Source organism: Falsiroseomonas tokyonensis, from assembly GCF_019024325.1.
In the GTDB taxonomy this organism is placed as follows: Bacteria; Pseudomonadota; Alphaproteobacteria; order Acetobacterales; family Acetobacteraceae; genus Falsiroseomonas; species Falsiroseomonas tokyonensis.
Genome location: NZ_JAFNJS010000003.1, coordinates 185673 through 211408, shown reverse-complemented (window position 1 = coordinate 211408; position 25736 = coordinate 185673). Strand labels below are relative to the sequence as shown.

Genomic DNA, 25736 nt, shown 5'->3' with positions numbered 1-25736 from the left:
GGCCATGCGAATCCTGCTTCTCCTCCCCCTGCTCGCCGCCTGCGCCACCACCCCGCCGCCCTGCCCGCCCGGCAGCCAGGCGGCGACACGGCTGGAAGCCTATTTCGGCCGCGATGCCGGCGGGGCGGAGGTGGTGGACGAGGCCGCCTGGGCCCGCTTCCTGGACGAGGTCGTCACCCCCGCCTTCCCCGATGGCCTGACCGTGCTGGACGGCGCCGGCCAGTGGCGCGGCGCCAGCGGCCGCATCGCGCGGGAGCGCAGCAAGCTTCTGGTGGTGCTGGCCCCGGGCGCGACCCCGGCCGCGGCCACGGCGCGGCTGGCGCCGGTCGTCGCCATGTTTCGCGCCCGCTTCGCGCAGGAAAGCGTGATGGTGACGACGTCCGGGGCCTGTGTGAGATTCTGAACCTCGCCACGTCCCAGGAAGGAACCGCCATGCCCACCACCGTGAAAGAGATGCTCGCCGCCGCCAATGCCGCCGTGCCCCGCATTTCCGCCGCCGAGGCCCAGGCGCTCGCGGCCCAGCCGCAGACCGTGCTGCTGGATGTGCGCGACGCGGCGGAGGTGCAGGCCAGCGGCAAGGCCAAGGGCGCGCTCGCCGTCTCCCGCGGCCTGCTGGAATTCCGCGCCGATCCCGAAAGCCCGCTGCATGACGCGGCCTTCGACCGGGCGAAGACCATCATCGTCTATTGCGCCTCCGGCGGCCGCTCCGCCCTGGCCGGCAAGACGCTGAAGGACATGGGCTATGGCGATGTCCGCAACCTCGGCGGATTCAAGGACTGGGTCGAGGGCGGCGGCGAGGTGGAGAACGCCTGACCGGCCCTACCGGACCAGGGCTGCAAGGCCGCGCGCATAGCCCTCGGCCAGGGCCTCGGGCATGCGCTGCCGCTGCAGGCGCCGCACATTGGCGGCCTGCCGAGCATGGCGTGCCGGGTCGAAGCCCACGGCCAGGTCGCGCAGCACCTGGCGCAGCTCGGCCTCGTCGCGGCACAGGAAGCCGATATCGCCGGCGCCCTCGAAGAATCGCTCAAGGCTGCGGTGGCGCAGCGCGACCACCGGCTTGCCCGCCGCCACCGCATCCAGCAGCGTGCCGCTGGCCGCCAGGTCGTAGTAGCGGCCCTGCGCGGGCACGCAGACATAGTGCAGCGCCTGCAGCCGGCTGAGATAGACCTCCCGCGGCAGGTGGGATTCATCGGGCGGGTCGGTCAGGCCCGTCATCGGCCGGCCGGCGAAGTCGCGGTGCAGCGGGCCCACGTGATGCAGGCTGAGGCCTGGCAGCCCGCCCAGCTCCGCCGCCAGCCGCAGCCAGAGATCGAAGCCCCGGCCGCGCGTCGCGATGCCCAGCGTGCCGATGCGCAGTGGCCGCGCCGGCAGCGGCACCTCCGGCAGCGCCGCGCCCGCCGGGTGCGGCATGACATCCACCAGGCCGGCGAGCCAGGGCGCGAGTTCCACCAGCGCCTCCGCCACGTGATGTTCCAGCGCCAGCAGGCGCAGCCGCGGCCCCGGGCAGCGGCGCAGCGCGGCCATCAGGTCGATGCAGCGCGCCAGCGGATTGCGCGAGCGCCAGCCCTCCCGCAGGGCATTCACCTCCCCGTGCAGGGGGACCTGTACCGGGGGGCCGCCCATGCGCTGCAGCAGCCAGGCCGCCAGCATGGCGGAGGGCGAGCTGCCGGAGACCACCATGGCGACGGCGCGGCCTTCATGCGCCGCATGAACCTGGCGCAGCCTGGCCAGGCCGTGGCGGATGCGCGGGAAGGACGAATGGGTGACGCCCATGCCATCCTCGTGCAGGGCGATGGGGTGGAAGGTCAGCCCCGCTGCGCTGTCCAGCAGCGGCCGCACGGCTTCGATATGCGTGGGATCGGCCCAGAAGGCCACCTGTCGACCGGGGAAGCCGAGGGCGATGGTCCGCAGGAAGGCGGCGTTGAAGGGCGCATGGCGGCCGTGGCGATTGGACAGTTCCACAACGGCAATGGGGCCCGGGCGCTGCATCATGTCCTGCAGCCTCTGCCCAGGGGCTTGCCGCCCCCCCACTCTGCCTTATCCCGGCGCATCGTTCCGCCCTCCCCCTGCGGGCCGGATATTGCGCGACAATTTCAATAAATGGGACGGGCCGGATAGCTCAATATTTTGGCATTAGCTCTGGTGGTGCAAATTCTTGATCCCGAAGCTCCACTCTATTTCGCTTGGAGCGATCGCTCGCGACAGTTTTTACTTAAAATTTTCCTGTTATGCGTTTAAAGATCTGCATTTATCTCAGGGTAATTTTCGATTTCCAGTCAGACCGCTTGCGCGTCAGGGCGTCCTGGGCGGCAGGGCGGGCGCTTCCGCCGGGGTCGGGTTGCGCTGGAGATCGGCGACCAGCGCCTGCATCTCGGCAATCTCCCGCAGCTGCGTCTCGATGATCCCGTCGGCCAGCCGGCGGACCCGCGGATCCCGCAGCGTCGCCCGCGCGCTGGTCAGCACCGCGATTGAATGATGCGGGATCATGGCCTGCATCCAGGCCACCTGCCCCACCGTCGCTTGGCTGCGCACCAGCCAGAGGCTGGCCGCGAAGACCAGCACGCTGCCACCCAGGATCGCGAAATTCGCGCGGCGATTCGGATACATGCCGAACATGAACAGCATCATCACGAAGGTCATGGTGGCGCCCATCAGCAGGGCCATCCAGGCGCGCGTCTGGCTGAAGGCGAGATGATCCACCGACCAGGTGTTCAGGTACATCAGCCCGAACATCACCAGGGTGGATGCCAGGATCATCGCGCCGAAGCGGGCATATCCCATGGGCGGCCTCCTTTGCCTTTGGCCCTGAACGGCGCCGCGCGGCAAAGGTTCGTCGCCGTGGGCGATCGTCAGCCGAAGGCGCCGACCTCATGCGCGATGGCAGCGGAACATTCGCGCACCTGGGCGAAAAGCCCGGCCATGGGCGTGAAGATCGCAGCATGCTCCGCGGCATAGGAAGCGCCGCCCCGGCCCGGCGCCTTCTCGTGGAAATCAAGGCTGCTGGCCGGGTCGGGCCGCGCCGGGAACACCTCCGCCAGCAGCGACAGGGCGCGTTCCACATCCAGCTGCAGGATGCCGCGGATCAGCGCCTCCCGCGTCGCGCCGTGGCGCGGGCTGAATTCGGGGATCTGCACGGCCAGCAGCCAGATGCGATGGATCAGGGCGAGGCGCAGCGCATGCAGCAGCACCAGCCGGTCCGGCATGCGCGGCAGTTCCGGCCAGGCGGCGCGGAGCGCCAGGTGGTCCGCCTGCAGCCGGCGGAACATGCGGCGCACGGCGGAGGACAGGTCCAGCCGCTCCAGCGCCGCCGCCACATGCATCAGCTCCTCCCGCCGCCCCGGCCGCCGCGTGGCGCCCGCGCGGTCGAGCCAGGGGCCGGGGTCCAGCGTATCCACCCCCGCCCGCAGCACGCCGAGATCCGAACAGGCCGCCGCCCGCGCCGCCATGGCCACCGCGCGGGCAAAGCGCGGGCTGCGCGCCAGCATGTCCGCGAAACTGTCGGGATTGGCGGCGACCGCCGCGCCCATGCCGTGCAGCGTATTCGCCAGCCACCCCATCTGGTGCAGGATCGCGTTGTTGGGAATGGCGCGCAGCTGGGAGGGATGGGTGATCCGCGCCGGCCCGCCCATGTCGGATTGCCGCGCCGCGGGGCGTGACCCGGTGCGGTCCAGCAACCCCGGCCCGAAGGCGCCGAGCAGCGCCGCATAGCCCGGATCCTCGACCAGGATCTGCATCTCCCGCCGGATGGTGGCGAAGAAATCCGCGCCGTAATCGCTCTCGGCGTAGATCGGGTCCGGCTCCGTCGCCGGCGGCGCGAAGGCATGTTCCGCGATCCGCGCAATCGTCGCGGTCGCCAAGGCCGGCGTGCCGAACAGCAGGTAGCCGTCGCCCCCCTGGAAGCTGCTTTCCTCCCGCAGCTTGAGGCCCGCCCGCGCCAGCGCCGCCCGCGCCTGTGGCGGCGAAAGATAGTCCAGCCGATCCGCCAGGCTGTCCGGATGCCCGCCGCGGCCGATGCTCTCGCCATGGGTGTCAAACAGGACCAGTTCGATCTCGGACAGGCCATGCCGGCGCAACTGGTCCGCCAGCCGCAGCTTCAGCCGCTCCGCGAGATAACTGGCCGGTAGCTGCCCGACATAGCGGCCGGAATCCGAATAGCCGAATTGCAGGCAGAGCCTTCCATGCGCGCGCAGATAGTCGCGGAAGAAGGGGCTGCGCAGCGCCTCCTCCACCACCTTGTCGCCACGCTCCAGCGCCTCCGCCGTCTCGAACAGCGGGGAGATCTCGACATGCCGCTCGATGCCCAGCCGCTTCGCCAGCCACAGCGCGCCGAGCAGCGTGTAGCCGCTTTCCGTCTCGGCGATCAGGAAGCGCACGGGCTGGGACGCGTCCACATGCTTGGTGATCTGCGCCACCGTCATCATCAGCCGCACGGCGGAGGCCTGCTCCGCGAGCAGCGCGCCGAAATCCACCGGCTGCGCGTCCACCTCGCCCAGCGCCGCATTCACCTGCGCCAAGAGCCCGCGCCGGCTGGCCATGTCGTCCGGGCTGGCCGTCAGCCCCAGCCGCTGGCGCAGGGCATTGTGGATCTGGCTGGCATTCAGCCTGGTATGGGTATGCGCCAGCGCCAGGCCATGCGCGACCAGCCCCGCCCGCGCCACCACCAAAGCGAGCCGCGTCGCCTCATCCGGCGCCGCCGCCAGCGCCGCAGGGAACAGCCCGACCAGCGGACCGGGATCGGTCAGCGCCGCCTCCCGCTCCCCAATCAGCGTCGCGGCAAAGGCCTGCACCGTCTCCGGCACCGGCGTCTGCGGCAAGGCCGCCAATTGCCGCGAGACCGCCGCCTCCGCCATCGCCACCCGGGCCGAAAGACCCTCCGCACAAGCGCCAAGCGGCGCCAACTGCGCCGCCAGCCGCTGCAGCTGCAGCCGCTTCATGGTAAGCCGCAGGCCGATCGTGTCCCACCAGCCGATATCGGTCCGCCCATCCGTGTCGTACCCGACCCAGGAGGCCAGCAGCACCGGCGCCGGCACCAGCGCCTGCCACCGATCCCCCCAAACCCCCCGCGCCGCCCGCAGCAAGGCGCCACTCAGCGCATCCAGCGCATCCCGCCCGCGCTGGATCGCCGCCACCGCCTGGACAAATTCCTCGGTCAGCGTCGGCGTCGCCGGCCGGTGCGACAGGCCCGCCGGCAAGGCCAGCCCCCCGGCCGCCGCCGCCACCGCCGCCCCCGTGCCCGGCGGCAGCGAAAAGGTCGGATGCGCCGTGAACACCGCCGCGAACCGCGGCCGCTCCACCACCTCCCGATAGGCCGCAAAGGGCACCGGGCTGTCCTCCGGATCCGGCCGCACCAGCCGCGCCGCCAAGCCATCCAGCGTCGCCGCCCCACGCTCCAGCCCGACATAGGCCGCCAAGCGCCGCGCCCGCTCCGCCGCCGCCTGGTCCGCCAGCCGGGCAATCAAAGCCCCCACCGCCGGCCCATCCAGCCGCCCATCATCCAACCGCCGACTGATCGCCAGCGCGATCAACAGCACCGGATCCCCGAAAGGATCCCTGGCCGCCGCCTCCCGCGCCTCCCGCAACCGGGCCAGCAGATCACCAATGGCGTCCCCCACCGCATCCACGGCAGGCGACACACCATCCAGACGAGGCTCGGCGACAAGCGCCCCAGGGCTCTGCTCCATGCCCCGATGCTGCACCTGCGAAGGCCCCAGACGCCAGCACGTTTTGCGGGGTTGTCGCGCGGTTTCATGAGGGCGGCTTGCAGGGAGGGCTCTGCCCTCCCTGCACCCTCCCGCGAAGGGGCAGTGGCCCCTTCGAACCCGAGGATGAGGGGTAGGTGGAGGGAGGGGCTGGAGGGCGCTCCGGACAGGCGGTCCCTTCGTGCCCCTCCCTCCACCTACCCCTTAACGGGTTTCCAAAGGGACCACTGTCCCTTTGGCGGGGGTGCAGGGGGCAGCGCCCCCTGCAAGGCCGCCCTCACAATCCGCGCAGCACTCCGCAGACGTGCTCGACCTGGGCGTCGGTCAGTTCCGGGAACATGGGCAGGCTCATGACTTCGCTGGCGGCGCGGGCGGTTTCGGCGCAGCCGGCGGGGCCGAGGGGGGTGCGGCCGCGGTAGGCGGGTTGGAGGTGGACGGGGGCCGGGTAGTGGATGGCGGTAGCGACGCCTTCGGCGCGGAGGCGGGCCATGAGGGCGGTACGGTTGGGCACGCGGAGGACGTATTGGTGGAAGACGTGGCCGGCGTTGGGGCGCCGGGCGGGCGGGGTGTAGGCGGTATGGGCCAGGGCTTCGTCGTAGCGCGCGGCGATTTCGGCGCGGCGGGCGTTGTTGGCGTCGAGGTGCGGCAGGCGCGTGCGCAGGATGGCGGCCTGGATTTCATCGAGGCGGCTGTTCACGCCGATGCTGTCGCTGATGTAGCGCTCTTTCCAGCCGTATTGGCGGATGGCGCCGATGCGGTCGGCGAGCGCTTCGTCGTCGGTGGAAAGGATGCCGCCGTCGCCGAGCGCGCCGAGGTTCTTGGTGGGGTAGAGGGAGAAGCAGGCGGCGTCGCCCATGGTGCCGACCTTGCGGCCGCCGAGCGTCGCGCCGTGCGCCTGGGAGCAGTCCTCGATCACCATCACGCCGTGTTCGCGGCAGGCGGCGAGCATCGGGTCGAGGTCGCAGGCCTGGCCGTAGAGGTGGACGGGGATGATGGCGCGGATCGGCGGCAGGCCGGGCGGCGGGTCGTTCAGGACGGCGACGAGTTCGTCCGCGTCCATGGTGAAGGTATCGGGGTCGATGTCGACGAGGAGGGGCGTGGCGCCCGTCATCTCGATGGCGGCGACGGTGGCGACCGCGGTGTGGGAGACGGTGACCACGGTGCAGCCGGCGCCGATGCCCATGCCGCGCAGCGTCAGCATCAGCGCGTCCGTGCCATTGGCGCAGCCGACGGCGCGGGCGGCGCCCTGCCAGGCGGCGAATTCCTTCTCGAAGGCGGCACCCTCGGCGCCGAGGATGTACCAGCCGGAGCCGAGGGCGCGGAGTGCCGCGGCGTCGATCTCGGCCTTATGGGCGCGGTAGCCGGCGCCGGGGTCGGCCTGCGGCACGGTGAGGAGGGGGGCGTTCATGGCGGCGTTCCCTGTGTGGCGGGATCAGGCGGTGTATTCGGCGAGGCGCGGGCGGTACCATTCGAGCGAACGGCGCAGCCCTTCATCCACCTCGATGCGGGGCCACCAGCCGGTGGCGGCGCGGAAGGCGCGGTCGTCGGCGGCGTAGCTGCCGATGTCGATCTGGGCCCGGTCGGCCGGAAAGGTTTTCGTGACGAAGCTGCCCTGGCCGCCATTCGCGGCGATCAGGCGTTCCGCCAGGTCGTGCAGGGACAGTGGGGGCGGGCCGCCGATGTTGAAGACCTTGCCGTTCACCTCAGGCCGCGCGGCCTGCAGGCCAGCTCGAAGAAAGGCGTCGGTGACGTCGTCCAGGTAGGTCAGGTCGCGCAGCTGCTCGCCGCCCCAGACCTCGAAGGGTTCGCCTTCGAGAACGCGGCGGATCCAGATCCCCAGGAAGGTCTGCTTGGCGTCCTTGATGCGGAGCCGCGGGCCGTAGCAGTTGGTCAGGCGGAGGGACACCACGGGGCGGCCGTGCACGCGGTTCTCCAGCAGCCAGTACTGCTCGCCCGCCCATTTGGAGACGCCGTTGGCATCGGGCGGGTTCACCGTGTGCTTCTCATCCACCGGCAGGTATTGCGGGCGGCCGTAGAACTGGCGGGTGGAGGCGTGGACAACCGTGGCCTTGGGCGCGGCCTCGCGCATCACGCCGATGAGGCGCACCTGGGCCACCGCATTGATGGCGATGTCGGAGACCGGGTCGCGCTGTCCGCCCATGTGGCTGGTCTGCGCGGCCATGTTGAACAGCACGTCGATGCCGTTGCAGAGGCTGTGCAGCTCCGCGTCGCGGATGTCGCCGCGCACCAGCATGACATTGCTGCCCTCGAGGTTCAGCGAATTGGCGCCGCCCTCGGGCTCCATGGCGTCCAGCGCCACCACGCGGGCGCCTTCCGCGGCCAGGGCATGGCACAGCCCGCTGCCGAGAAACCCTGCCCCGCCCGTCACCAACACGCGCTTGCCGCGCCAGCCGTCCATGTTTGCGTATCCTCAAACGTCGCCTGCAAAGCCCTCTCCCCCAATAAGTGGGGGGAAAGGGCTTTCGTTCATCCAGCCTTACCGAGCCGCTGCCCGGAATACCGCGCGGCACGGATCGGGCCCCACCAGGCCTCGTTGTCCAGGTACCAGCGCAGCGTCTGCTCCAGCCCGCTTTCGAAATCGTACTTCGCCCGCCAGCCCAGCACCTTCTCCGCGCCGGAGGGATCCATGGCGTAGCGGAAATCGTGGCCCGGGCGGTCCTTCACGAAGGTGATCAGCCTCTCCCGCGGCCCCGCCGGGTCCGGCCGCAGCCGGTCCAGCACGGCGCAGATGGTCTTCACCACGACCAGGTTGCTGCGTTCCTGCCGCGGCCCGATGCAATAGGTGCCGCCTGGCTGGCCCGCGCCGAGCGCCGCCAGGCACAGCGCCTCCGCATGATCCTCCACATGGATCCAGTCACGGATATTGGCGCCGTCGCCATAGACCGGCAGCGGCCGCCCCTCCAGCGCATTCAGCGAGACCAGCGGGATCAGTTTTTCGGGGAATTGCCAGGGGCCGTAATTGTTCGTCGTGTTGGAGACGAAGGAAGGAAACCCATAGGTGTGGTGCCAGGCGCGCACCAGGTGGTCGGAGGCCGCCTTGGACGCGCTATAGGGGCTGCGCGGATCGTAGGGCGTGTGCTCGTCGAAGGGCTTGGCGTCCAGCGTCTCCAGGCTGCCGAAGACTTCGTCGGTGCTGATGTGGTGGAAGCGGAAGGCCGCCTTGCGCGTGGCGTCGAGGCCGGACCAATAGGCGCGCGCCGCCTCCAGCAGCACCTGGGTGCCCACGACATTGGTGCGGATGAACTCTGCCGGGCCGTCGATGCTGCGATCGACATGGCTTTCGGCCGCCAGATGCATCACCACCTCCGGCTGCCACTGCGCCAGCACGGCGGACATCGCCTCGGCATCGCATATGTCATGCTTGAGATGCACATGCCGCGCATGGCCGCGGGCGACGCCCAGCGCCTCGTGGCTCGCGGCGTAAGTCTCCTTGTCGACATTCACCACCACATGGTCGGTGGTGGCGATCAGGCGGCGGACGACGGCGGAGCCGATGAAGCCCAGGCCGCCGGTCAGCAGGATGTTCATGGAGACTCCTCGGTCGGCATATCTAAGCCTGCGGATTGCGGCGCCGCCGCGGCCATGCCCGGGCGGCGCCATGGCCATTCCTTGATGAACGGGCGCAAATTGCCCGTCCTGGCGCCGCCGGTCGAGGGGGCCTCACGCCGGCGCGAGCGCAACCCCGGTGATCTCCACCTTCCAGCGCGGATCGACCAGCGCCGCCTCGATCGTCATGCGGGCGGGCTTGGCGGTGGGGTCGAGCCAGGCGTCCCAGGCGCGGTTCATCGCCGGCGCGTCGCGGATATCGGCCAGCACGATGGTCACGCTGACCAAGGCGCGCTTGTCCGTCCCGGCCTCGGCCAGCAGCGCGTCGATCTGGGCCAGGATGTCCTTGGTCTGGCCTTCCGCATCCAGGCTGGGGTCATCGGCCACCTGGCCGGCCAGCCAGACCAGGCCGCCCCCCACCACGGCGCCCGATAGGCGCTGTTCCTCTGCGATGCGGCGTATCGTCATGCTTCCCTCCGGCCCCGTAACGGGGCAAATCAGCGTCAGCCGGAGGGTGCCATGCAGGCCTTGATCGACAAAGCCGTCCTCGCCAGCCGCCACCTGCTGGCGGTCTTCCTGCTCGGCCTGGCCGTGGCGCTGTCGATCTATGCGCTGGGCTTCCTGGCGAAGCTGTGGAAATTCGCCGGCAATGCGCTGAACGGCGCCGACAACCGCCAGCTGCTGGACCTGCTGCACCTGCTGGATTCGGCGCTGGTCGCCTCCCTCGTCGTCACCGTCATCATCTCCTCCTACGACAGCCTGGTCTCCCGGCTGGACAAGCACGAGGATGCGGAGGGGGTGAGCTGGGTGGCCAACGTCGATCCCGGCAATCTGAAGATCAAGCTGGCCTCGGCGCTGATCGCCATCTCCTCCATCCACCTGCTGCAGATCTTCATGGAGGTCTCCAGCTATGACGACCGGACGGTGATGTGGGGCCTGGCCATCCACGGCATGTTCGTGGCGGGCGCCGTGGCGCTGGGCGTGCTGGACCGGCTGGCAGGGAAGAAGACGAAGGGTTAACCCTCGCATCGCATCCTGAGTTCAGGTCTCAGGAGAAGCGACATGTCCGAAAATCCCCAATCCGCCCCCCGGCCGCTGCATGAGGCCGAGCTGGCCGCCGTCACCGGCGGCTATGGCTGGCTGCACAATCCGGTGCAGGACGTACGCGACCGCTACGGCTACGGACCCTCGCCCTCCGTCGCGGATCTGATGCAGGATTATCTCCGGCAGCAGCGGGAGGACCTGCTGCGCGATGCGCGGGACGGGGACTGACCCCTCACCCTGCCAGGTGCGGCCGCCGCGCCCAGCGCGCCCATAGCCCGTCCACCGGTCCGGCAATGACGGAAATGGCCCAGAGGACCCCGGCCGTCAGCACGATGGCGGGGCCGGAGGGCAGGTCCAGGTGGTAGCTGGCCAGCAGGCCGAAGATGGCGGACAGCACCGCCAGCCCCACCGCCGCATAGGCCAGCCCCGACAGCTCCCGCGCCCAGTGGCGGGAGGCGACGGCGGGCAGCATCATCAGCCCCACCGCCATCAGCGTGCCCATGGCCTGGAAGGCGGCCAGCACGTTCAGCACCACCAGCACCAGGAACAGCGCGTGCCATAGCCCGCCGCGCACCCCCTCGGCCTGCGCGAATCCCGGGTCGAAGCACTCCAGCGCCAGCGGCCGCCAGGCGAGCGCCAGCAACGGCAGGGTCAGGGTGGCGACGCCCGCCATCAGCAGCAGCGCCGGGTCATCCACCCCCAGCACCTGGCCGAAGAGCAAATGGGTGAGGTCCGAGGTATCGCCACGCAGCGAAACCAGGGTGACGCCGAGCGCGAGCGCGATCAGGTACAGCGCCGTCAGCGCCGCATCCTCCCGCCCCCCCGTGGCGCGGGATAGCGCGCCGGCGCCGACCGCCACCAACAGCCCCGCCACCAGCCCGCCCAGCGACATGGCCGGCACCGATAGACCCGCGATCAGGAAGCCGGCGGCGATGCCGGGCGTCACGCCATGCGCCAGCACCTCCGCCGTCAGGGAGGTCCGCCGCAGCATCAGGAACACGCCGAGCAGCGGCGCCGCCACGGCCAGCGCCAGGCAGCCCACCAAAGCGCGGCGCATGAAGCCGAATTCCAGGAAGGGGCCGAACAGCCAATCCATGGCCGGCCTAGGCCGCGCAGGCGGGGGCGGATTCGTCCCAGGCCTCGGCCATCATCCGGGCGCGCAGGCGGTTGCGGGCGGTCAGCACCTCCGCCGTCGGGCCGCAGGCGATGGTCTCGCGCGCCAGCAGCAGGCAGTCGGGGAATTCGCGCTCGACCAGGTCCAGGTCGTGCAGCACGGCCAGCACGGTGCGGCCCTCGCCATGCCAGCGGCGCAGGACGGCCAGCAGGTCCGCGGCGGTGCGGGCATCGACGGCGTTGAAGGGCTCGTCCAGCAGGATCAGGTCGGCATCCTGCACCAGCAGCCGGGCAAAGAGCAGCCGCTGGAACTGGCCGGCGGACATGGCGCTGACGGGGCGGCGGCCGAAGCCGCCGAGGCCCACCGCCTCCAGCGCATGCTGCGCCCGGTCCCGGTCCGCCGCGCTGGCGCCGCGGAAGGCGCCGAGGCGGGACCACAGCCCCTGCAGCACCACATCCAGGCAGAGGATCGGGAAGGCGCGGTCCATGCCGGATTGCTGCGGCAGCAGCGCGACGCGCGGCTTCTGGCCGCTGAGCGTCACCCGCCCCTCATCCACCCGGTGCAGCCCGGCGATGCTGCGCAGAAGCGTGGTCTTGCCCGCGCCATTCGGCCCGACGATGGCGGCCAGCGCCCCCGGCGCGAAGCTGGCGGAGACGTGATGCACCGCCGGATGCCGCTGATGCGTGGCGGTGAGGTTCGCGATCTCCACCGCCGGCCCGCGCCGGGCCGTCTGCGCCCCGCTCATGCCGCCAGCGCCCAAAGTACCGCCCCCCAAAGCCCCGCCAGCACCGCCAGCACCAGCAGCATCCGCGCCCCAACCCCCGAGGAGAGGGCGAGCGGATCGGCGGCGAGGAAGGGGGGCAGGAGCTGGCGCATGGTTACCTTATAACGTCGCGCCCCCTATAGCCTTCAAGCCGCGCCTGGGAAAAGGGTTTCAGGTGGACTACCTGCGCAGGCGATGCAGGACAGACCCCAGCCTTTCGCCAACCCCACCCCCGCCGCCCTTCTTCCGCCCGCCGAGGACCCGGAGGCCGCGCTGCGCCGTGGCCTCAAGCGCCACCGCGCCGCCGCCACCGGCCTGTTGGCCGGCATGGGCGGGCTGCTGCTCGGCAGCTACGCGCTGCCGCCGGGCTATGCCACGGACCTGCTGCAGGCCGCCGCCAAGGCCGGCGTGGTCGGCGGCATCGCCGACTGGTTCGCGGTGACGGCGCTGTTCCGCCATCCGCTGGGCCTGCCCATCCCGCACACCGCCATCATCCCGATGCAGAAGGAACGCCTGGGCGCCGGGCTCGGCCGCTTCGTGGCGAACCACGTCTTCACGGAAGCCGAAGTCTCCCGGGTCCTCTCCAAGGTGGACCTGGCGCGGGTGCTGGGCGACTTCTTCTCCGACCCTGCCGCGGTGCAGCCCGCCGCCAATGCCCTGGCCAAGGCCCTGCCCCGCATCCTGGCCAGCCTTGAGGATGGCCGCGCGCGGCGCCTGCTGACCCGACTGCTGCCGCGCATCGCCGGCGGCCCCGGCGCCGCCCGGGTGCTGGCCCGCGCCCTGACCGCGCTGATCGAGGGCGGCCGGCACCAGGAGGTCTTCGACCTCGCCATCGGCCAGCTCAAGGCGGTGCTGGTGGCGAAGGAGGACCAGTTGCAGACCGCGATCGCGGCCCGGGTTCGGGCGGAAGGCGGCGCGCTGGTCGGCTGGATCGCCGGCGCCGGCATCGCGCGCCGCGTGCTCTCCGCCCTGAATGCGGAGCTCGACCGCGTGCAGCCCGGCGATAGCGACCTGCGCGCGGCCTTCGAGAGCTGGATCCGCGCCGAGATCACCCGGCTGGAGACGGACCCGGACCGCGCCGCCGCCGTCGGCCGCGCGCTGCGGGAGGCGCTGGCCCATCCGGCCGTCGCCGCCTGGCTCGGCGATATCTGGACACGGCTGCGCACGGCGATGGAGGCCGATGCCAGCAATCCGAATGGCCGCACCGTGCAGGCGCTGCAGGCGGCCCTCGGCAATCTCGGCACCGTGCTGGCCGAGGATCAGGCGGCGCGGGATCGGCTGAACAAGGGCGCCGAGCGCGCCCTGATCGCGCTGCTGCCGCGCGCCCGCAGCCAGCTTTCGGATTTCATCGCCGGCGTGGTGCGGAACTGGGACACGGCGACGGTGACGGAGAAGATCGAGCTGCGGGTCGGGCGCGACCTGCAATATGTCCGCATGAACGGGACGCTGGTGGGCTTCCTGGTCGGTGGGGCGCTCTATGCACTGCTGACAGCGATCTTCGGGCGGGTGGCGGGATGAGCCACTGGCTGGGACGGACTTGATGAAAATCCATCCAGTTTAAGTTTTTGGTACGGCGTGCGGCGCAGGCTTCCCTGGTCACCAGGCAAGGGACATCAAGTCATGCAAGCCAGCCGCCCGCTTCTCTGCCAGCCGGCGATCGTCTCCCGCGACCCGCTGCTCGCGCTGCTCGATGCCATGTACCTGGCGGCGCGGCAGCTGCTGCCGCGCCGCGCCGGATAGGGGGCCGTTGGGGGCACGACCATCCGGTCGCGCCCCGGCAGCCTCAAGCCGCGACGCCCTGCCGCGCCTTGCGCCGCGCCAGGCCCAGGCCCAAGAGGCCCGCGCTGAACAGGACCAGGGAAGCGGGCTCCGGCACCGGCACCGCCGTCAGCGTCACATTGGCGCCGTTGGTGATGGAGCCGTTCTGGGCGAAGTACATGTCGCCGATATCCACCACGAAGGCGCCGCCGACGCCGAAGTTCACCACCACCGGGCTGAAGTCGATGAAGTAGTCGGTGATGTTGAAAAGGGCGTCGAAGATGCCGTCATCCACCGGCCCGACGAAGGCACCCGTCGCCGCCACCACCTGCACGGTGTCGGCCAGGGGGCTGGTGAAGACCAGGTTGGCCGTCACGCCCAGATTGTCCGTCTCATTGCTCAGCGGCGCCGGGCAGACGAAGGGAGTGATGCAGGCCTCGCCCAGCGTGGCGCGGCCGAAGAGGAAGGATTCCGTTTCGCCCAGCTCCAGGCTGAAGCTCTGCGCCTGCAGCAGGTCGGTGAAGACCACGTCGAGCTGGCCGACGTTGTTGCCGTAGCCCGAGCCGACCGTGAAGCCGCCCGAGATGATGTTGAAGTTGACCGGCGCCGCCTGGGCCGAGGAGACGCCGACCAGCGCCATGGCACCGACGGCGGCGCCGAGGATTTTTCCGAACATCGTCTGTCTTTCTGTCCGTGCGACGGGACCGCCGCCGCGCATGCAGCGGGATCGCTGCGGAAGGGAAACAGCAATGTCCGTGCCAGACAGTAACGACATTGATTCAGAATGTTTATCGAGCGCAGTTTACAACGCGGCAGTGACCGGCGTCAGATTTGTCGACATGCACGTCCAGTTCAGCGCCGTTACGCCTCAGTAAAGGGTTCGGTCCGCCTTCTCCATCCAGGCGTAAAACACCTCCAGCGCCTCGGCCTGCAGCAGCCGGCGCATGGGCAGCAGCCGCGCCTCGACCGGCTTCGGAATCTCCTCGTAAAGCAGCGCATCGTCGAAGCCGATCGCGGCCGCCTGCGCCCGGTCATTCGCGAAGACCACGCGGTCGCAGCGCGACCAGTACAGCGCCGCCAGACACATCGGGCAGGGCTCGCAGCTGGTGAAGACGGTGGCGCCGCGCAGCTCGAAGCGGCCGAGGGCGGCGCAGGCGCGGCGCAGCGCCACGATCTCGGCATGCGCCGTGGGGTCGTTGGTGGAGGTGACCTGGTTCCAGCCCTCCGCCACCACCTGCCCGTCCAGCACCACCACGGCGCCGAAGGGCCCGCCGGCGCCGCCCTCCATGCCGCGGCGCGACAGGGCGATGGCCTGGCGCATGAAATCCTCGTCCGTCATCGGCCACCTCGACGCGGCGGGCCGCAGGCCCCACCTTGCGGGTGGAGGGTCAACGATGCCGCTTGCGCTGTCCATTCTCGACCAATCGACCATCGCCTCCGGCCGCGGCGCGGATGAGGCGATCCGGGAGACGCTGGCGCTGGCCCGGCTGGCGGACCAATGGGGCTATCGCCGCTACTGGCTGGCGGAGCACCACAACAGCGCCTCCCACGCCGGCACGGCGCCCGAGATCCTGGTGGCCGCCATCGCGGCGACCACGCAGCGCATCCGCATCGGCACCGCCGGGGTGATGCTGCCGCATTATTCCGCGCTGAAGGTGGCCGAGCAGTTCCGGGTGCTGGAGGCGATCGCGCCCGGCCGCATCGACCTCGGCGTCGGTCGTGCCCCGGGATCCGATGGCCGCACCGCCTATGCGCTGAACCCGGATGCGGCGGCCGCGGCAGACCGCTTCCCGCAGCAGGTGCAGGACCTGATGGGCTGGCTGGGCGATGGGCTGCCCGAGAGCCACCCCTTCCGCATGGTCACCGCCAACCCCGCCATCCCGACGCGGCCGGAGGTGTGGATTCTTGGCAGTTCCGACTTCGGCGCCCAGCTCGCCGCCTATTTCGGCCTGCCCTACTGCTTTGCGCATTTCATCACCGATGGGCGCGGCAGCGAGGAGGCGATGGGCCTGTACCGGGAGGGCTTCCGGCCGCATCCCGGCGTGCCGGGCCGGCTGGCAAAGCCCCAGGGGGTGGTCGCCGTCTATGCCCTGACCGCGGCGACGGAGGCCGAGGCGCAGCGCCATTTCCGGTCCCGCGCCCTGTGGCGCCTGTCGCGCGATCGCGGCATCTACCCGCCGCTGCCGAGCGCGGAGGAGGCCGAGGCCTACACCTACACGCCCGAGGAACTGGCCAAGATCGAGCGGATGCGCGCCCGCGCTTTGGTCGGTGCCCCGGAACAGGTGGCGGCGCGGCTGGCCGCCCTGGCCGCGGCGCATGGGGTGGAGGAGGTGGCGGTGCTGACCCCCTGCCACGACCCCAAGGCCCGGCAGGAAAGCTTTCGGCTGTTGGCGGAGGCGGTCGCGAAGGTCCATCTAGAACAAGGCATTCTGCAACATGCCTAGCAGAATCGCGCCGGGCACCGAGCCTGACCAATCAAAGTGGCCGCCCGGTGTTCGGCAGATGTCCCTTGATGAAACAGGTTGGCTTGGCCTGGATGACGACGGGCGCCTTTACTGGGATGGCAAGCCGGTAGAGATCGGGCGCCGGCTGTCTCTCTCGCGTTGGCAGAAGGCAGGAGCTGTGGCGGTTGCTACCGCAGCAATTCTTGGCGGCATGGGCGGCTTCATCCAAGGTGCCGTCGCCGTGCACGACTACGCTTGCCGCCATTCATGGATGGAATCGGGGTGCAGTGGTCGCGCAGCACCTACTTAGCAGCCTGATTATTTTGTTACGTTACCAGCAAAATCTTTCGGGCGGCTCCGATGCCGGTGCCGGGCGCGCCGCCGGGCAAAGGCCTCGGCCAGGGCCGGCAGGCCAAGCAGCGGCGCGGTCAGCACTGCCAGCAGGCCGAAGCCTGCGCCCCAATGCGGGCCGCCCAACGCGAAGGCGGCGCCGGAGGCGGTCCAGGTGACGGCATTCACCGTCAGGCCGATGCCGAACAGCCAGCGCATGCGGCGCAGCCGGGCCGCGGCCTCGGCCGGGTCGCCTTCGGTCCAGGCGGCGCCGCTGCGGGAAACCTCGTAGAGCCTTCCCGGATCGATCCGGAAGGGCGGGGTGCTCAGCGCCGCATGACGACGAAGACGGGCCGCCCCTGCTGCCGGGCGCGGCGCAGGCGCCACCAGAGGGACCCCGCGCCGATCAGCCCGGCCACCACCAGCACCGGCAGGATCAGGCCGACGAAGAGCACGGCCAGTGAGGCCAGCACCAGCCCGCCGGCGACCAGCGCCACCAGCAGCGCCACACCGCCGACGCGGGCCAGGACGCGGTCCAGCATGCCCGGACGCGGCGGCGTTGGCGGCTGCGTGAACTGCCCGTCAGGCGTCATGTCGATGACAGGCGGGGGGCGATGCGGTTCCATGATGCGTCATGTTGCCCGCCCGGGCGCTGGCTTCAAGGGCGGGTCTGTTACGGCCTGTGACGGTTCAGGGCACGGGCGCCGCATCCACCACATGAAAGCTGGCGGTCACGCTGTCGTTCCAGCTCTCGGCCCGCAGATGCCCGGCCAGGTGCAGGATGCCGCCGCCGAGCAGGGCGCTGGCCAGCGGCCCCTCCTTGGCACGGAAGCAGATGGCCTTCAGCCGGCCGCTGCCGCCCTCCCCCTCCAGGAAGGCGCGGATGGTGCCGCCTTCCTTGCCCACGCGATCGGCGCGCACCACCCGGGCGCGGGACAGCACGAAGATCGGCTCCTCATTCCCCGCGCCAAAGGGGGCGAGGCGCGCGATCTGGCTCGCCACCTCCACCGTGGCGCCGGAGACGGCGATCGAGCCCTCCACCGGCAGGTCGGCCGCGCCGGGCAGCTCCGCCGCATGGGCCAGGCGCTCATCCAGAAAGGCGTGGAATTCTCCCTCCTGCGCCGCGAGGAAGGAGAAGCCGGCCGCCATGGCATGGCCGCCGCCGGTCTCCAGCAGCCCAGCCTGGCGCGCGGCGATGACGGCCGCCCCGAGATCCACCCCGGCGACGGAGCGGCCGGAGCCCTTGGCCAGGCCGTTGTTCAGCCCGGCGACGCAGGCGGGGCGGTTGTATTTTTCCTTCATCCGGCCGGCGACGATGCCGACGACGCCGGGGTGCCACCCCTCCCCCACCACCAGCAAGACGGGATGGCCGTGGCTCGCCTGGCGCTCGGCCTCGGCCATGGCGGCGGTCAGCACATCGGCCTCCACCTCCTGCCGCCGCTTGTTCACCGCATCCAGCCGCTCCGCCATGGCGCGGGCCTCCAGCGGGTCATCCTCCAGCAGCAGGCGCAGGCCGAGGTCGCTTTCGTCGATGCGGCCGGAGGCATTGATGCGCGGGCCGAGCAGGAAGCCCAGCGTATGGGCGCTGGGCGCATCCTTGGCCAAGGCCACTTCCAGCAGCGCGGCGATGCCGGCGCGGCCGCGGCGGGCCATCACCTTCAGCCCCTGCGCGACCAGGGCGCGGTTCAGCCCGGTCAGTGGCATCACGTCGCAGACGGTGGCCAGCGCCACCAGGTCCAGCAGCTCCAGCAATCTGGGTTCGGGCCGGGTGGCGAAGGCGCCGCGCCGGCGCAGTTCCCGCACCGTGGCGACGGCGGCCAGGAAGGCGACGCCGGCGGCGCAGAGCATGCCGAGGCCGCTGGTGCAGTCCAGCCGGTTCGGATTGACCGCCGCCCGCACCCGCGGCACCGGGCCTTCCGCCTTGTGGTGGTCCAGGATCACCACATCGGCGCGGCCCCGCGCCGCCTCCAGCGCCACTTCCGCCGCGATGCCGCAATCCACCGTGACGATCAGCGTGGCGCCGCGGTCGCAGAGGCTGGCGATGGCCTTGGCATTCGGGCCATAGCCCTCCGCGATCCGGTCCGGCACGTAATGCACCACCCGGGCGCCGAGCTCCCGCAGGAAGCGCACGGTCAGCGCGCCGGAACAGGCGCCGTCCACGTCGTAGTCGCCGAAGACCACCACCTGCTCGCCGGCCTGCGCCGCATCGGCCAGGCGCGATGCCGCCGCATCCATGTCCCGCAGGGTGGAGGGGTCGGGCATCAGCGCCCGGAGCGTCGGCTCCAGGAAATCCGCCGCCGCCTCCACCCCCACGCCGCGCGCCGCCAGCAGCCGCCCGACCAGCTCCGGCAGCGCCAGGCGCTGCGCGATGCCGAGGCCGGTGCGCGCATCGCCCTGCCGCCAGATCCAGCGCCGCCCGAGGGCGCTGCGCGCCACCCCCAGCGCCACTTCGGCGCCGGGGGCGCCCAGCAATGGGGCGGCCGCGTCGTTCAACCGGCGAAGGCCGCGGGCTTCAGCGCGAAGTTGTGGTGACCCTCCACATAGCGGACGGTGCCGGACTTCGAGCGCATGACGATGGAATGGGTGATGGCGCCCTTCCCGAAATCACGCACGCCGCGCAGCATCGGGCCGGTGGTAACGCCGGTGGCGGCGAACATCACGTCGCCCTTGGCCATGTCCGTCATGGAATAGATGCGGGCCGGGTCGGTGATGCCCATTTCCTTGGCGCGGATCACCTGGTCCTCGTTCTCAAAGATCAGGCGGCCCTGCATCTGGCCGCCGATGCAGCGCAGCGCGGCGGCCGCCAGAACGCCCTCCGGCGCCCCGCCGCTGCCGAGGTAGATGTCCACGCCCGTATCGAGCTGCGACACGGCCACCACGCCGGAGACGTCGCCATCCGGGATCATCATGATGCGCGCGCCGGCGGCGCGGCAGCGCTTCACGATCTCCTTGTGCCGATCACGGTCCAGCAGGCAGACGACCAGGTCGTTCACGCTGCGGCCCTTGGCCTTGGCCAGGTTCGCCAGGTTCTCCTCGACCGAGGCATCGAGGTGCACCACGCCATCGGGCAGGCCGGGGCCGACCGCGATCTTGTCCATGTAGACGTCGGGCGCATGCAGGAAGCCGCCCTTCTGGGCCAGCGCCACGCAGGCCATGGCATTCGGCCCGCCCTTGGCGGTGATGGTGGTGCCTTCCAGCGGGTCGACGGCGATATCCACCTCCGGCCCGCCGCCGGCCTTGGCGTAGAGCCCGACCTTCTCGCCGATATAGAGCATCGGCGCCTCGTCCATCTCACCCTCGCCGATCACCACGGTGCCGGAGATGGCGACGGTGTCGAAGGCGCGGCGCATGGCTTCCACGGCGGCGCCATCGGCGGCGTTCTTGTCGCCGCGGCCCATCCAGCGGCTGGCAGCGAGGCCCGCGGCCTCCGTCACCCGGACCAGTTCGAGGGCCAGGTTGCGGTCGACATGCACCTGGCGTTCCAGATGCGCATTGGTCTCGGACAAGGTGGGCTCCTCCGGCTGGGCAGCGCGACGATGGCTGTGCGGGCCTTGTTGCCCGGAACCGGGGGCGGCGAAAAGGGGCTTGCGCGTCCCGTCTCGGTGACGACGGGACGGCGCCTGTCCTACAGCGCCTCGATCCGGATCAGCGCCGGCGTTTCCAGCACCGCTTCCAGCGCCTCGATCCGGGCGATGGCGGCGCGCATCTGGCCTTCCTCGCAGTCATGCGTGGTGACCACCACCGGCACCGCCTCGCCCGGCGCACGGCCGCGCTGCAGCATGGATTCCAGGCTGATCTGGTGGTCGCGCAGCGCCGCGGTGACATCGGCGATGACGCCCGGGCGGTCCACCACCATCAGGCGCAGGTAATAGGCGCCGATGCGCTTCGCCATGGGCAGGTTGGGCAGGTGGGAGAGGTCGCGCGTGGCGACGCCCCAGACCGGTGTGATGCGGCCGCGGGCCAGGTCGATCAGGTCGGCGCAGATGGCGCTCGCCGTCGGTCCCGCCCCGGCGCCGCGGCCCTCCAGCACGATGCGGCCGACGAAATCGCCCTCCGCCACCACCGCATTGAATACGCCATCGACGCGCGCGATGGGATGCGCCACCGGCACCATGCAGGGATGCATGCGCGTCTCGATCCCCGCTTCCGTGCGCCGCGCGATGCCGAGCAGCTTGATGCGGTAGCCCAGCTCCTCCGCCAGCTTGATGTCGAGGGCGGAGATGCTGCGGATGCCCTCCACATGCACGGCGTCGAAATCCACCGGCCGGCCGAAGGCCAGCGCCGCCAGGATCGCCAGCTTGTGCGCGGCGTCGATGCCATCCACGTCGAAGGCCGGATCGGCCTCGGCATAGCCCAGCTTCTGGGCCTCGCTGAGGGCCTGCGCGAATTCGATGCCGCGCTCGCGCATCTGGGTCAGGATGTAGTTGCAGGTGCCGTTCAGGATGCCGAGGACGCGGGTGATGTCATTCGCCGCCAGCCCCTCCCGCAATGCCTTGATGGCGGGGATGCCGCCGGCCACCGCGGCCTCATAGGCCAGCGCCACGCCCTTGGACTCGGCGAGCTCGGCGAGTTCCGCGCCATGCACGGCCAGCAGCGCCTTGTTGGCGGTGACCACCGGCTTGCCGGCGCGCAGCGCGGCGCGGACCAGGTCGGCCGCCTGGCCTTCCGTGCCGCCGATCGCCTCCACCACCACATCGACGCCCGGGTCATGGGCGAGTGCCACCGGATCGTCGTACCAGCGCAGCCCGGCCAGCGAGACGCCGCGGTCGCGCGTGCGGTCGCGGGCGGAGACGGCGGTGACGGCGATCGGCCGCCCGGCGCGGGCGGAGATGGTGGCGGCATTGTCGCGCAGCAGGGTCAGCACCCCGGCGCCGACGGTGCCGAGGCCGGCGACCGCGACGGAAAGCGGCTTGGTCATGCTCTCACTATCCAGTTCAGGCCGCGTCGGTCTGCTCGACAGGGCCGGCATTGTCGGCGGCGAGGAAGGTCTTGATGCCGCGCATCGCCTGGCGGATGCGCTGGCTGTTCTCGACCAGCGCGATGCGGACATGGCCGTCGCCATGCTCGCCGAAGCCGATGCCGGGCGCGACCGCGACCTTCGCCTTGGCCAGCAGCAATTTCGAGAAGTCGACGCTGCCCAGATGCTTGAAGCGGTCCGGGATCGGCGCCCAGAGGAACATCGAGGCCTCCGGCACCGGAACCTCCCAGCCGGCGGAGGCCAGGCCCTTCACCATCACGTCGCGGCGTTCACGGTAGAGGTCGCGCATCTCCTGCACGCAGTCCTGCGGGCCGTTCAGCGCGGCGGCGGCGGCGATCTGGATCGGCGCGAAGGCGCCGTAGTCCAGATAGGACTTCACCCGCGTCAGCGCCGAGACCAGGCGCGGATTGCCGGCGGCAAAGCCCATGCGCCAGCCCGGCATGTTGTAGGTCTTCGACATGGAGGTGAATTCCACCGCCACGTCCTTGGCCCCCGGCACTTCCAGGATCGAGGGCGGCACCGCGCTGCCGAAATAGATTTCCGCGTAGGCCAGATCGGACAGGATGAAGATCTCATGCTTGCGCGCGAAATCCACGATCTTCCGGTAGAAATACAGGTCCGCCAGCATCGCCGTCGGATTGGACGGAAAGTTCACGATCAGCGCGGTGGGCTTCGGCACGGAATGCCGCACCGCGCGGTCCAGCGCCTCCAGCATCGCATCGTCCGGCGTGCAGGGGATGGAGCGCACGGAGGCGCCGGCCAGCACGAAGCCGAACTGGTGGATTGGGTAGGAGGGATTCGGCACCAGGATGGTGTCGCCCGGCGAGGTGATGGCGGCGGCCAGGTTGGCGAGACCCTCCTTCGAGCCGAGGGTGGCGACCACCTCCGTCTCCGGGTCCAGCTTCACGTTGAAGCGGCGCTCGTAATAGCCGGCCAAGGCCTTGCGCAGGCCGGGGATACCCTTGGAGGCGCTGTAGCGATGGGTGCGCGGATCGGCCACGGCCTCGACCAGCTTGGCCACGATATGCGGCGGCGTCGGGCTGTCCGGATTGCCCATGCCGAGGTCCACGATGTCCTCGGCGGCTGCGCGGGCCTTGGCCTTGGCCGAGTTCACCTCGGCGAAGACATAGGGCGGCAGGCGCCGGATGCGGTGGAACTCCTCGGTCATTGTCGTCGGGTCCGTGGGTTGAGCGGCAAAAAGACAGGATAGCGGAAGGGTTCAGTTCCGGCGAGGCGCCAGGAGATCGCCGGCCGGCGGCGGCGGCGGGGCGAAGAGGTCGCCGCTCGGCGCCGGGGGCGGGCCGGCCAGGGGCGCGGGCGCCGGAACCGGCGCGGCCAGGACAGGCGGCGCGGCGACGGCCGGCTGGGTCGGGGCGGGCACCGGATCCAGACGGATCGGCGGCACCGCGGCCAGGGTCGGCGGCGCGGGAGGCGCGGCGCCCGTACCGCTGGGGGGCGCGCCACGCAGGGTGGGGGTCCCAATGGGGGCACCGGTCAGTTCGCTGCGCGACCCCTCCCGATCCGCCGCAAGGGCGGCGGTCAGCGCGGCGCGTTCCTCGGCGCTTGGCGGCACCGGGCGGGGCGGCACGGTGGAGAGATTCGGGTAGGGCGCGTCGCGGCCCGGCGGCGGTTCACGCCCATCCAGGTAGCCACCGCTGATATTGCGCCACCAGTAGCGGGGGTCCGCATCCTGCGGAATGCCCCCGCTGCAGCCGGCCAGCGCCAGCAGCAGGCAGGCATGGGCAGGCCAAGGGCCCAGGCGCGCTTGATCGCGCCCCCGGCGGCCCCTACCTTCGACGTGTTTCCCGTGGCGTCCGACGCGCGGGTGCATGGCTTCCCAATCCTTCGCGCGCCGAGGGTTACCCCGAACCACCTGCGGGCGAAAGCACCAAGGCTGGGGATCGGCGGGGAAGAGTCACCCCGAGGAGCGGCCGCTGGCGGATTCGGGGGGATGCAGGTGCATGTCGCAGGACAGGGAAGCGGGCCGGGGCAAGGCGGGCCGAGACAAGCCAGCCCCTGGGGCGGCGGGCGGCAAGGGCGCCAGGCGTCCCGCCGCCGGGGCTGGGACTGGCGCGGCGCTTGAGGAAGCGAGCCAGGCGGCCGAGGCGGCCGGCCTCACGGCGCCGAACCAGCCTGCGCCGAACCAGCCTGCACCGGGTAAGCCGGTACCGGGCCCAACTGCCAATGGCCACGCCCCCAACGGCCAAGGCCCCCACCCGGCCCGGCCGTCCCCGGCCGCCGAGCCGCCGCGCGCCGAGACCCCCGGCTTCCGCCTGCCCGACCCCAACCTGGTCACCCGCACCATGGCCGATGTGGCCGAGCGCGGGCAGCGCATCGTCGGCGACTTCCTGAAGCGCCAGGCGGAGGGCACGCCCGCCACCGGGCCGGACCCGCTGCATATCGGCTCCGCCTTCCTCGACATGACGGCGCGGCTGATGGCCAATCCGGCGCGGCTGATGCAGGCGCAGATCGGCTTCTGGCAGGACTACCTGACCCTCTGGCAGAACACCGCCCGCCGCATGATGGGCGAGGCCACGCCGCCGGTGATCGAGGAGCCGCGCGGCGACAAGCGCTTCAAGGACGAGGCCTGGCGCGAGAACGAGGTCTTCGACTTCATCCGCCAGTCCTACCTGCTCTCCGCCCGCTACTTCACCAATGTGGTGCAGGGGGCGGAGGGGCTGGACCACAAGACCGCGCAGAAGGTGGATTTCTACACGCGGCAATTCGTCGATGCGATGAGCCCGTCCAACTTCCTGATGACCAATCCGGAAGTGCTGCGCCGGACGGCGGAGACGGGCGGGGAGAATTTGCTGAAGGGCCTGTCCCACCTGCTGGCCGATTTGGAACGCGGCAAGGGCAACCTGCGCATCCGCATGACCGACGACAGCAAGTTCAAGGTCGGCGAGAATATCGCGGTGACGCCGGGCAAGGTGGTGTTCCGCAATGCGCTGATGGAGCTGATCCAATACGCGCCGGCCACCGCGCAGGTGCTGAAGCGCCCGCTGCTGATCCTGCCGCCCTGGATCAACAAGTTCTACATCCTGGACCTCCGCCCCAAGAACAGTTTCATCAAATGGGCGGTGGAGCAGGGGCACACGGTCTTCGTGGTCTCCTGGGTGAATCCGGACGAGAACCTCGCGGAGAAAGGTTTCGAGGACTACATGCGCGAGGGCCCCTATGCGGCACTCGACGCGATCGAGGCGGCGACCGGCGAGACATCCGTCAACGCGATCGGCTACTGCCTGGGCGGCACGCTGCTGGCCTGCACGCTGGCGCATATGGCGGCGAAGAAGGACACACGGATCAAGTCGGCCACCTACTTCGTCACCATGACGGATTTCGAGGAGGCCGGCGAGCTCGGCGTCTTCATCGACGAGGAACAGCTGCTCGGCATCGAGGAGAAGATGTCGAAGAAGGGCTTCCTCGAGGGCCGGGAGATGGCGACCACCTTCAACATGCTGCGCGCCAACGACCTGATCTGGTCCTTCGTGGTGAACAACTACCTGCTGGGGCAGGAGCCGTTTCCCTTCGACCTGCTCTACTGGAACGACGACAGCACGCGCATGCCGGCGAAGATGCACAGCTTCTACCTGCGCCGCATGTACCAGCAGAACGACCTGGTGAAGCCGGACGCCATCGGGCTGGACGGCGTGAAGATCGACCTGCGCCGGATCAAGGTGCCGAGCTACCTGATCTCGACGCGGGAGGATCATATCGCGCCCTGGAAATCCACCTATCGCGGCACGCAGATCTATGGCGGCCCGACCCGCTTCGTGCTGGCGGCCTCCGGCCACATTGCCGGCGTGGTGAACCCACCCGACTCGGGGAAGTACAGCCATTGGGTGAATACCAGCCTGCCGCCGGATCCGGAGGACTGGTTCAAGGGCGCGACGGAGCTCGCCGGGTCCTGGTGGCCGGACTGGCAGCGCTGGGTGTCGGCGCAGGACAAGGCCCTGGTGCCGGCACGCCAGCCGGCCGATGCGGGCCTCGGCGATGCGCCCGGCAGCTATGTGCTGGTGATGGCGAAGGACTGACGGAA

General features: G+C 70.6%; 26 protein-coding genes. 7 read left to right on the top strand and 19 right to left on the bottom strand.

Annotation, left to right across the window (positions count from 1 at the left end):
* Positions 1 to 4 precede the first annotated feature (4 nt).
* Positions 5 to 403 carry a DUF3574 domain-containing protein gene (locus tag J3S20_RS11535; RefSeq protein ID WP_216836630.1) on the top strand — a complete coding sequence of 133 codons (399 nt, stop codon included), beginning with the start codon at positions 5 to 7 and terminating at the stop codon, positions 401 to 403.
* 29 nt (positions 404 to 432) lie between these two features.
* Positions 433 to 813 (top strand): rhodanese-like domain-containing protein, encoded by a 381-nt coding sequence (locus J3S20_RS11530; RefSeq protein WP_216836629.1) that lies wholly within the window; start codon positions 433 to 435, stop codon positions 811 to 813.
* A gap of 6 nt (positions 814 to 819) precedes the next feature.
* Here the strand turns inward: J3S20_RS11530 and J3S20_RS11525 are convergent, their stop codons facing one another.
* The 7 genes from J3S20_RS11525 to J3S20_RS11495 all read right to left on the bottom strand — a co-directional run bounded on the left by J3S20_RS11525 (position 820) and on the right by J3S20_RS11495 (position 9734).
* Complete coding sequence (locus tag J3S20_RS11525) at positions 820 to 1992, bottom strand: glycosyltransferase family protein (RefSeq protein ID WP_216836628.1); 1173 nt, start codon at positions 1990 to 1992, stop codon at positions 820 to 822.
* Between the two features lie 300 nt (positions 1993 to 2292).
* Positions 2293 to 2781, bottom strand: a complete 489-nt coding sequence (locus J3S20_RS11520) for a DUF305 domain-containing protein (protein ID WP_216836627.1) — start codon at positions 2779 to 2781, stop codon at positions 2293 to 2295.
* A 68-nt stretch (positions 2782 to 2849) separates the two neighbouring features.
* Positions 2850 to 5681 (bottom strand): phosphoenolpyruvate carboxylase, encoded by a 2832-nt coding sequence (locus tag J3S20_RS11515; protein WP_216836626.1) that lies wholly within the window; start codon positions 5679 to 5681, stop codon positions 2850 to 2852.
* 295 nt (positions 5682 to 5976) lie between these two features.
* Complete coding sequence (locus tag J3S20_RS11510; RefSeq protein WP_216836625.1) at positions 5977 to 7107, bottom strand: DegT/DnrJ/EryC1/StrS family aminotransferase; 1131 nt, start codon at positions 7105 to 7107, stop codon at positions 5977 to 5979.
* A 24-nt stretch (positions 7108 to 7131) separates the two neighbouring features.
* Positions 7132 to 8118 (bottom strand): NAD-dependent epimerase/dehydratase family protein, encoded by a 987-nt coding sequence (locus J3S20_RS11505; protein ID WP_216836624.1) that lies wholly within the window; start codon positions 8116 to 8118, stop codon positions 7132 to 7134.
* Positions 8119 to 8186: 68 nt separating this feature from the next.
* Positions 8187 to 9248: a dTDP-glucose 4,6-dehydratase gene (gene rfbB / locus J3S20_RS11500; protein ID WP_216836623.1), complete on the bottom strand. Its 1062-nt coding sequence runs from the start codon at positions 9246 to 9248 to the stop codon at positions 8187 to 8189.
* Between the two features lie 132 nt (positions 9249 to 9380).
* The gene (locus J3S20_RS11495; RefSeq protein WP_216836622.1) at positions 9381 to 9734 is read right to left on the bottom strand and encodes a RidA family protein; all 354 of its coding nucleotides are present in this window, start codon (positions 9732 to 9734) and stop codon (positions 9381 to 9383) included.
* Positions 9735 to 9785: 51 nt separating this feature from the next.
* Between J3S20_RS11495 and J3S20_RS11490 the strand changes: the two genes are divergently transcribed.
* Positions 9786 to 10286: a YqhA family protein gene (locus tag J3S20_RS11490; RefSeq protein ID WP_216836621.1), complete on the top strand. Its 501-nt coding sequence runs from the start codon at positions 9786 to 9788 to the stop codon at positions 10284 to 10286.
* Positions 10287 to 10328: 42 nt separating this feature from the next.
* Positions 10329 to 10538 carry a hypothetical protein gene (locus J3S20_RS11485; protein ID WP_216836620.1) on the top strand — a complete coding sequence of 70 codons (210 nt, stop codon included), beginning with the start codon at positions 10329 to 10331 and terminating at the stop codon, positions 10536 to 10538.
* Positions 10539 to 10542: 4 nt separating this feature from the next.
* Here the strand turns inward: J3S20_RS11485 and J3S20_RS11480 are convergent, their stop codons facing one another.
* Genes J3S20_RS11480 through J3S20_RS30810 form a run of 3 tightly spaced genes read right to left on the bottom strand, consistent with a single transcriptional unit; the run spans position 10543 to position 12300 of the window.
* Positions 10543 to 11406, bottom strand: coding sequence for a metal ABC transporter permease (locus tag J3S20_RS11480; protein WP_216836619.1), 864 nt, complete (start codon positions 11404 to 11406; stop codon positions 10543 to 10545).
* 7 nt (positions 11407 to 11413) lie between these two features.
* On the bottom strand, positions 11414 to 12169 hold the full coding sequence (locus J3S20_RS11475; protein WP_216836618.1) for a metal ABC transporter ATP-binding protein: 756 nt from the start codon (positions 12167 to 12169) through the stop codon (positions 11414 to 11416).
* The gene (locus tag J3S20_RS30810; RefSeq protein WP_281419508.1) at positions 12166 to 12300 is read right to left on the bottom strand and encodes a hypothetical protein; all 135 of its coding nucleotides are present in this window, start codon (positions 12298 to 12300) and stop codon (positions 12166 to 12168) included. The genes J3S20_RS11475 and J3S20_RS30810 overlap by 4 nt, the downstream gene beginning before the upstream one ends.
* 82 nt (positions 12301 to 12382) lie before the next feature.
* On the opposite strand from J3S20_RS30810, the gene J3S20_RS11470 reads away from it, so the two are divergent.
* A complete protein-coding gene (locus J3S20_RS11470) occupies positions 12383 to 13705 on the top strand; it encodes a DUF445 domain-containing protein (protein ID WP_216836617.1) in 1323 nt (440 codons plus the stop codon).
* Positions 13706 to 13970: 265 nt separating this feature from the next.
* Here the strand turns inward: J3S20_RS11470 and J3S20_RS11465 are convergent, their stop codons facing one another.
* Both J3S20_RS11465 and J3S20_RS11460 read right to left on the bottom strand, forming a co-directional pair.
* A complete protein-coding gene (locus J3S20_RS11465; RefSeq protein ID WP_216836616.1) occupies positions 13971 to 14621 on the bottom strand; it encodes a PEP-CTERM sorting domain-containing protein in 651 nt (216 codons plus the stop codon).
* Between the two features lie 192 nt (positions 14622 to 14813).
* Positions 14814 to 15284 carry a nucleoside deaminase gene (locus tag J3S20_RS11460; RefSeq protein WP_216836615.1) on the bottom strand — a complete coding sequence of 157 codons (471 nt, stop codon included), beginning with the start codon at positions 15282 to 15284 and terminating at the stop codon, positions 14814 to 14816.
* Between the two features lie 55 nt (positions 15285 to 15339).
* On the opposite strand from J3S20_RS11460, the gene J3S20_RS11455 reads away from it, so the two are divergent.
* Entirely contained in the window at positions 15340 to 16389 is a 1050-nt protein-coding gene (locus J3S20_RS11455; RefSeq protein ID WP_216836614.1) for an LLM class flavin-dependent oxidoreductase, read from the top strand.
* Positions 16390 to 16707: 318 nt separating this feature from the next.
* Here J3S20_RS11455 and J3S20_RS11450 read toward each other — a convergent pair whose 3' ends face one another.
* The 7 genes from J3S20_RS11450 to J3S20_RS11420 all read right to left on the bottom strand — a co-directional run bounded on the left by J3S20_RS11450 (position 16708) and on the right by J3S20_RS11420 (position 23528).
* Positions 16708 to 17106, bottom strand: coding sequence for a hypothetical protein (locus J3S20_RS11450; protein WP_216836613.1), 399 nt, complete (start codon positions 17104 to 17106; stop codon positions 16708 to 16710).
* Complete coding sequence (locus J3S20_RS11445; RefSeq protein ID WP_216836612.1) at positions 17046 to 17345, bottom strand: hypothetical protein; 300 nt, start codon at positions 17343 to 17345, stop codon at positions 17046 to 17048. The genes J3S20_RS11450 and J3S20_RS11445 overlap by 61 nt, the downstream gene beginning before the upstream one ends.
* 64 nt (positions 17346 to 17409) lie before the next feature.
* Complete coding sequence (recJ, locus tag J3S20_RS11440) at positions 17410 to 19212, bottom strand: single-stranded-DNA-specific exonuclease RecJ (protein ID WP_246602705.1); 1803 nt, start codon at positions 19210 to 19212, stop codon at positions 17410 to 17412.
* Positions 19209 to 20225, bottom strand: coding sequence for a class II fructose-bisphosphatase (gene glpX, locus J3S20_RS11435; protein WP_246602698.1), 1017 nt, complete (start codon positions 20223 to 20225; stop codon positions 19209 to 19211). Before glpX ends, recJ begins: the two co-directional genes overlap by 4 nt.
* A gap of 119 nt (positions 20226 to 20344) precedes the next feature.
* A complete protein-coding gene (locus J3S20_RS11430; protein WP_216836611.1) occupies positions 20345 to 21637 on the bottom strand; it encodes a homoserine dehydrogenase in 1293 nt (430 codons plus the stop codon).
* A 16-nt stretch (positions 21638 to 21653) separates the two neighbouring features.
* Complete coding sequence (locus J3S20_RS11425) at positions 21654 to 22865, bottom strand: LL-diaminopimelate aminotransferase (protein WP_216836610.1); 1212 nt, start codon at positions 22863 to 22865, stop codon at positions 21654 to 21656.
* Between the two features lie 51 nt (positions 22866 to 22916).
* Positions 22917 to 23528 (bottom strand): hypothetical protein, encoded by a 612-nt coding sequence (locus J3S20_RS11420; protein WP_216836609.1) that lies wholly within the window; start codon positions 23526 to 23528, stop codon positions 22917 to 22919.
* A gap of 130 nt (positions 23529 to 23658) precedes the next feature.
* Here J3S20_RS11420 and phaC point away from each other — a divergent pair, with 130 nt between their 5' ends.
* Positions 23659 to 25731 carry a class I poly(R)-hydroxyalkanoic acid synthase gene (gene phaC / locus J3S20_RS11415; RefSeq protein ID WP_456305694.1) on the top strand — a complete coding sequence of 691 codons (2073 nt, stop codon included), beginning with the start codon at positions 23659 to 23661 and terminating at the stop codon, positions 25729 to 25731.
* Positions 25732 to 25736: the final 5 nt, after the last annotated feature.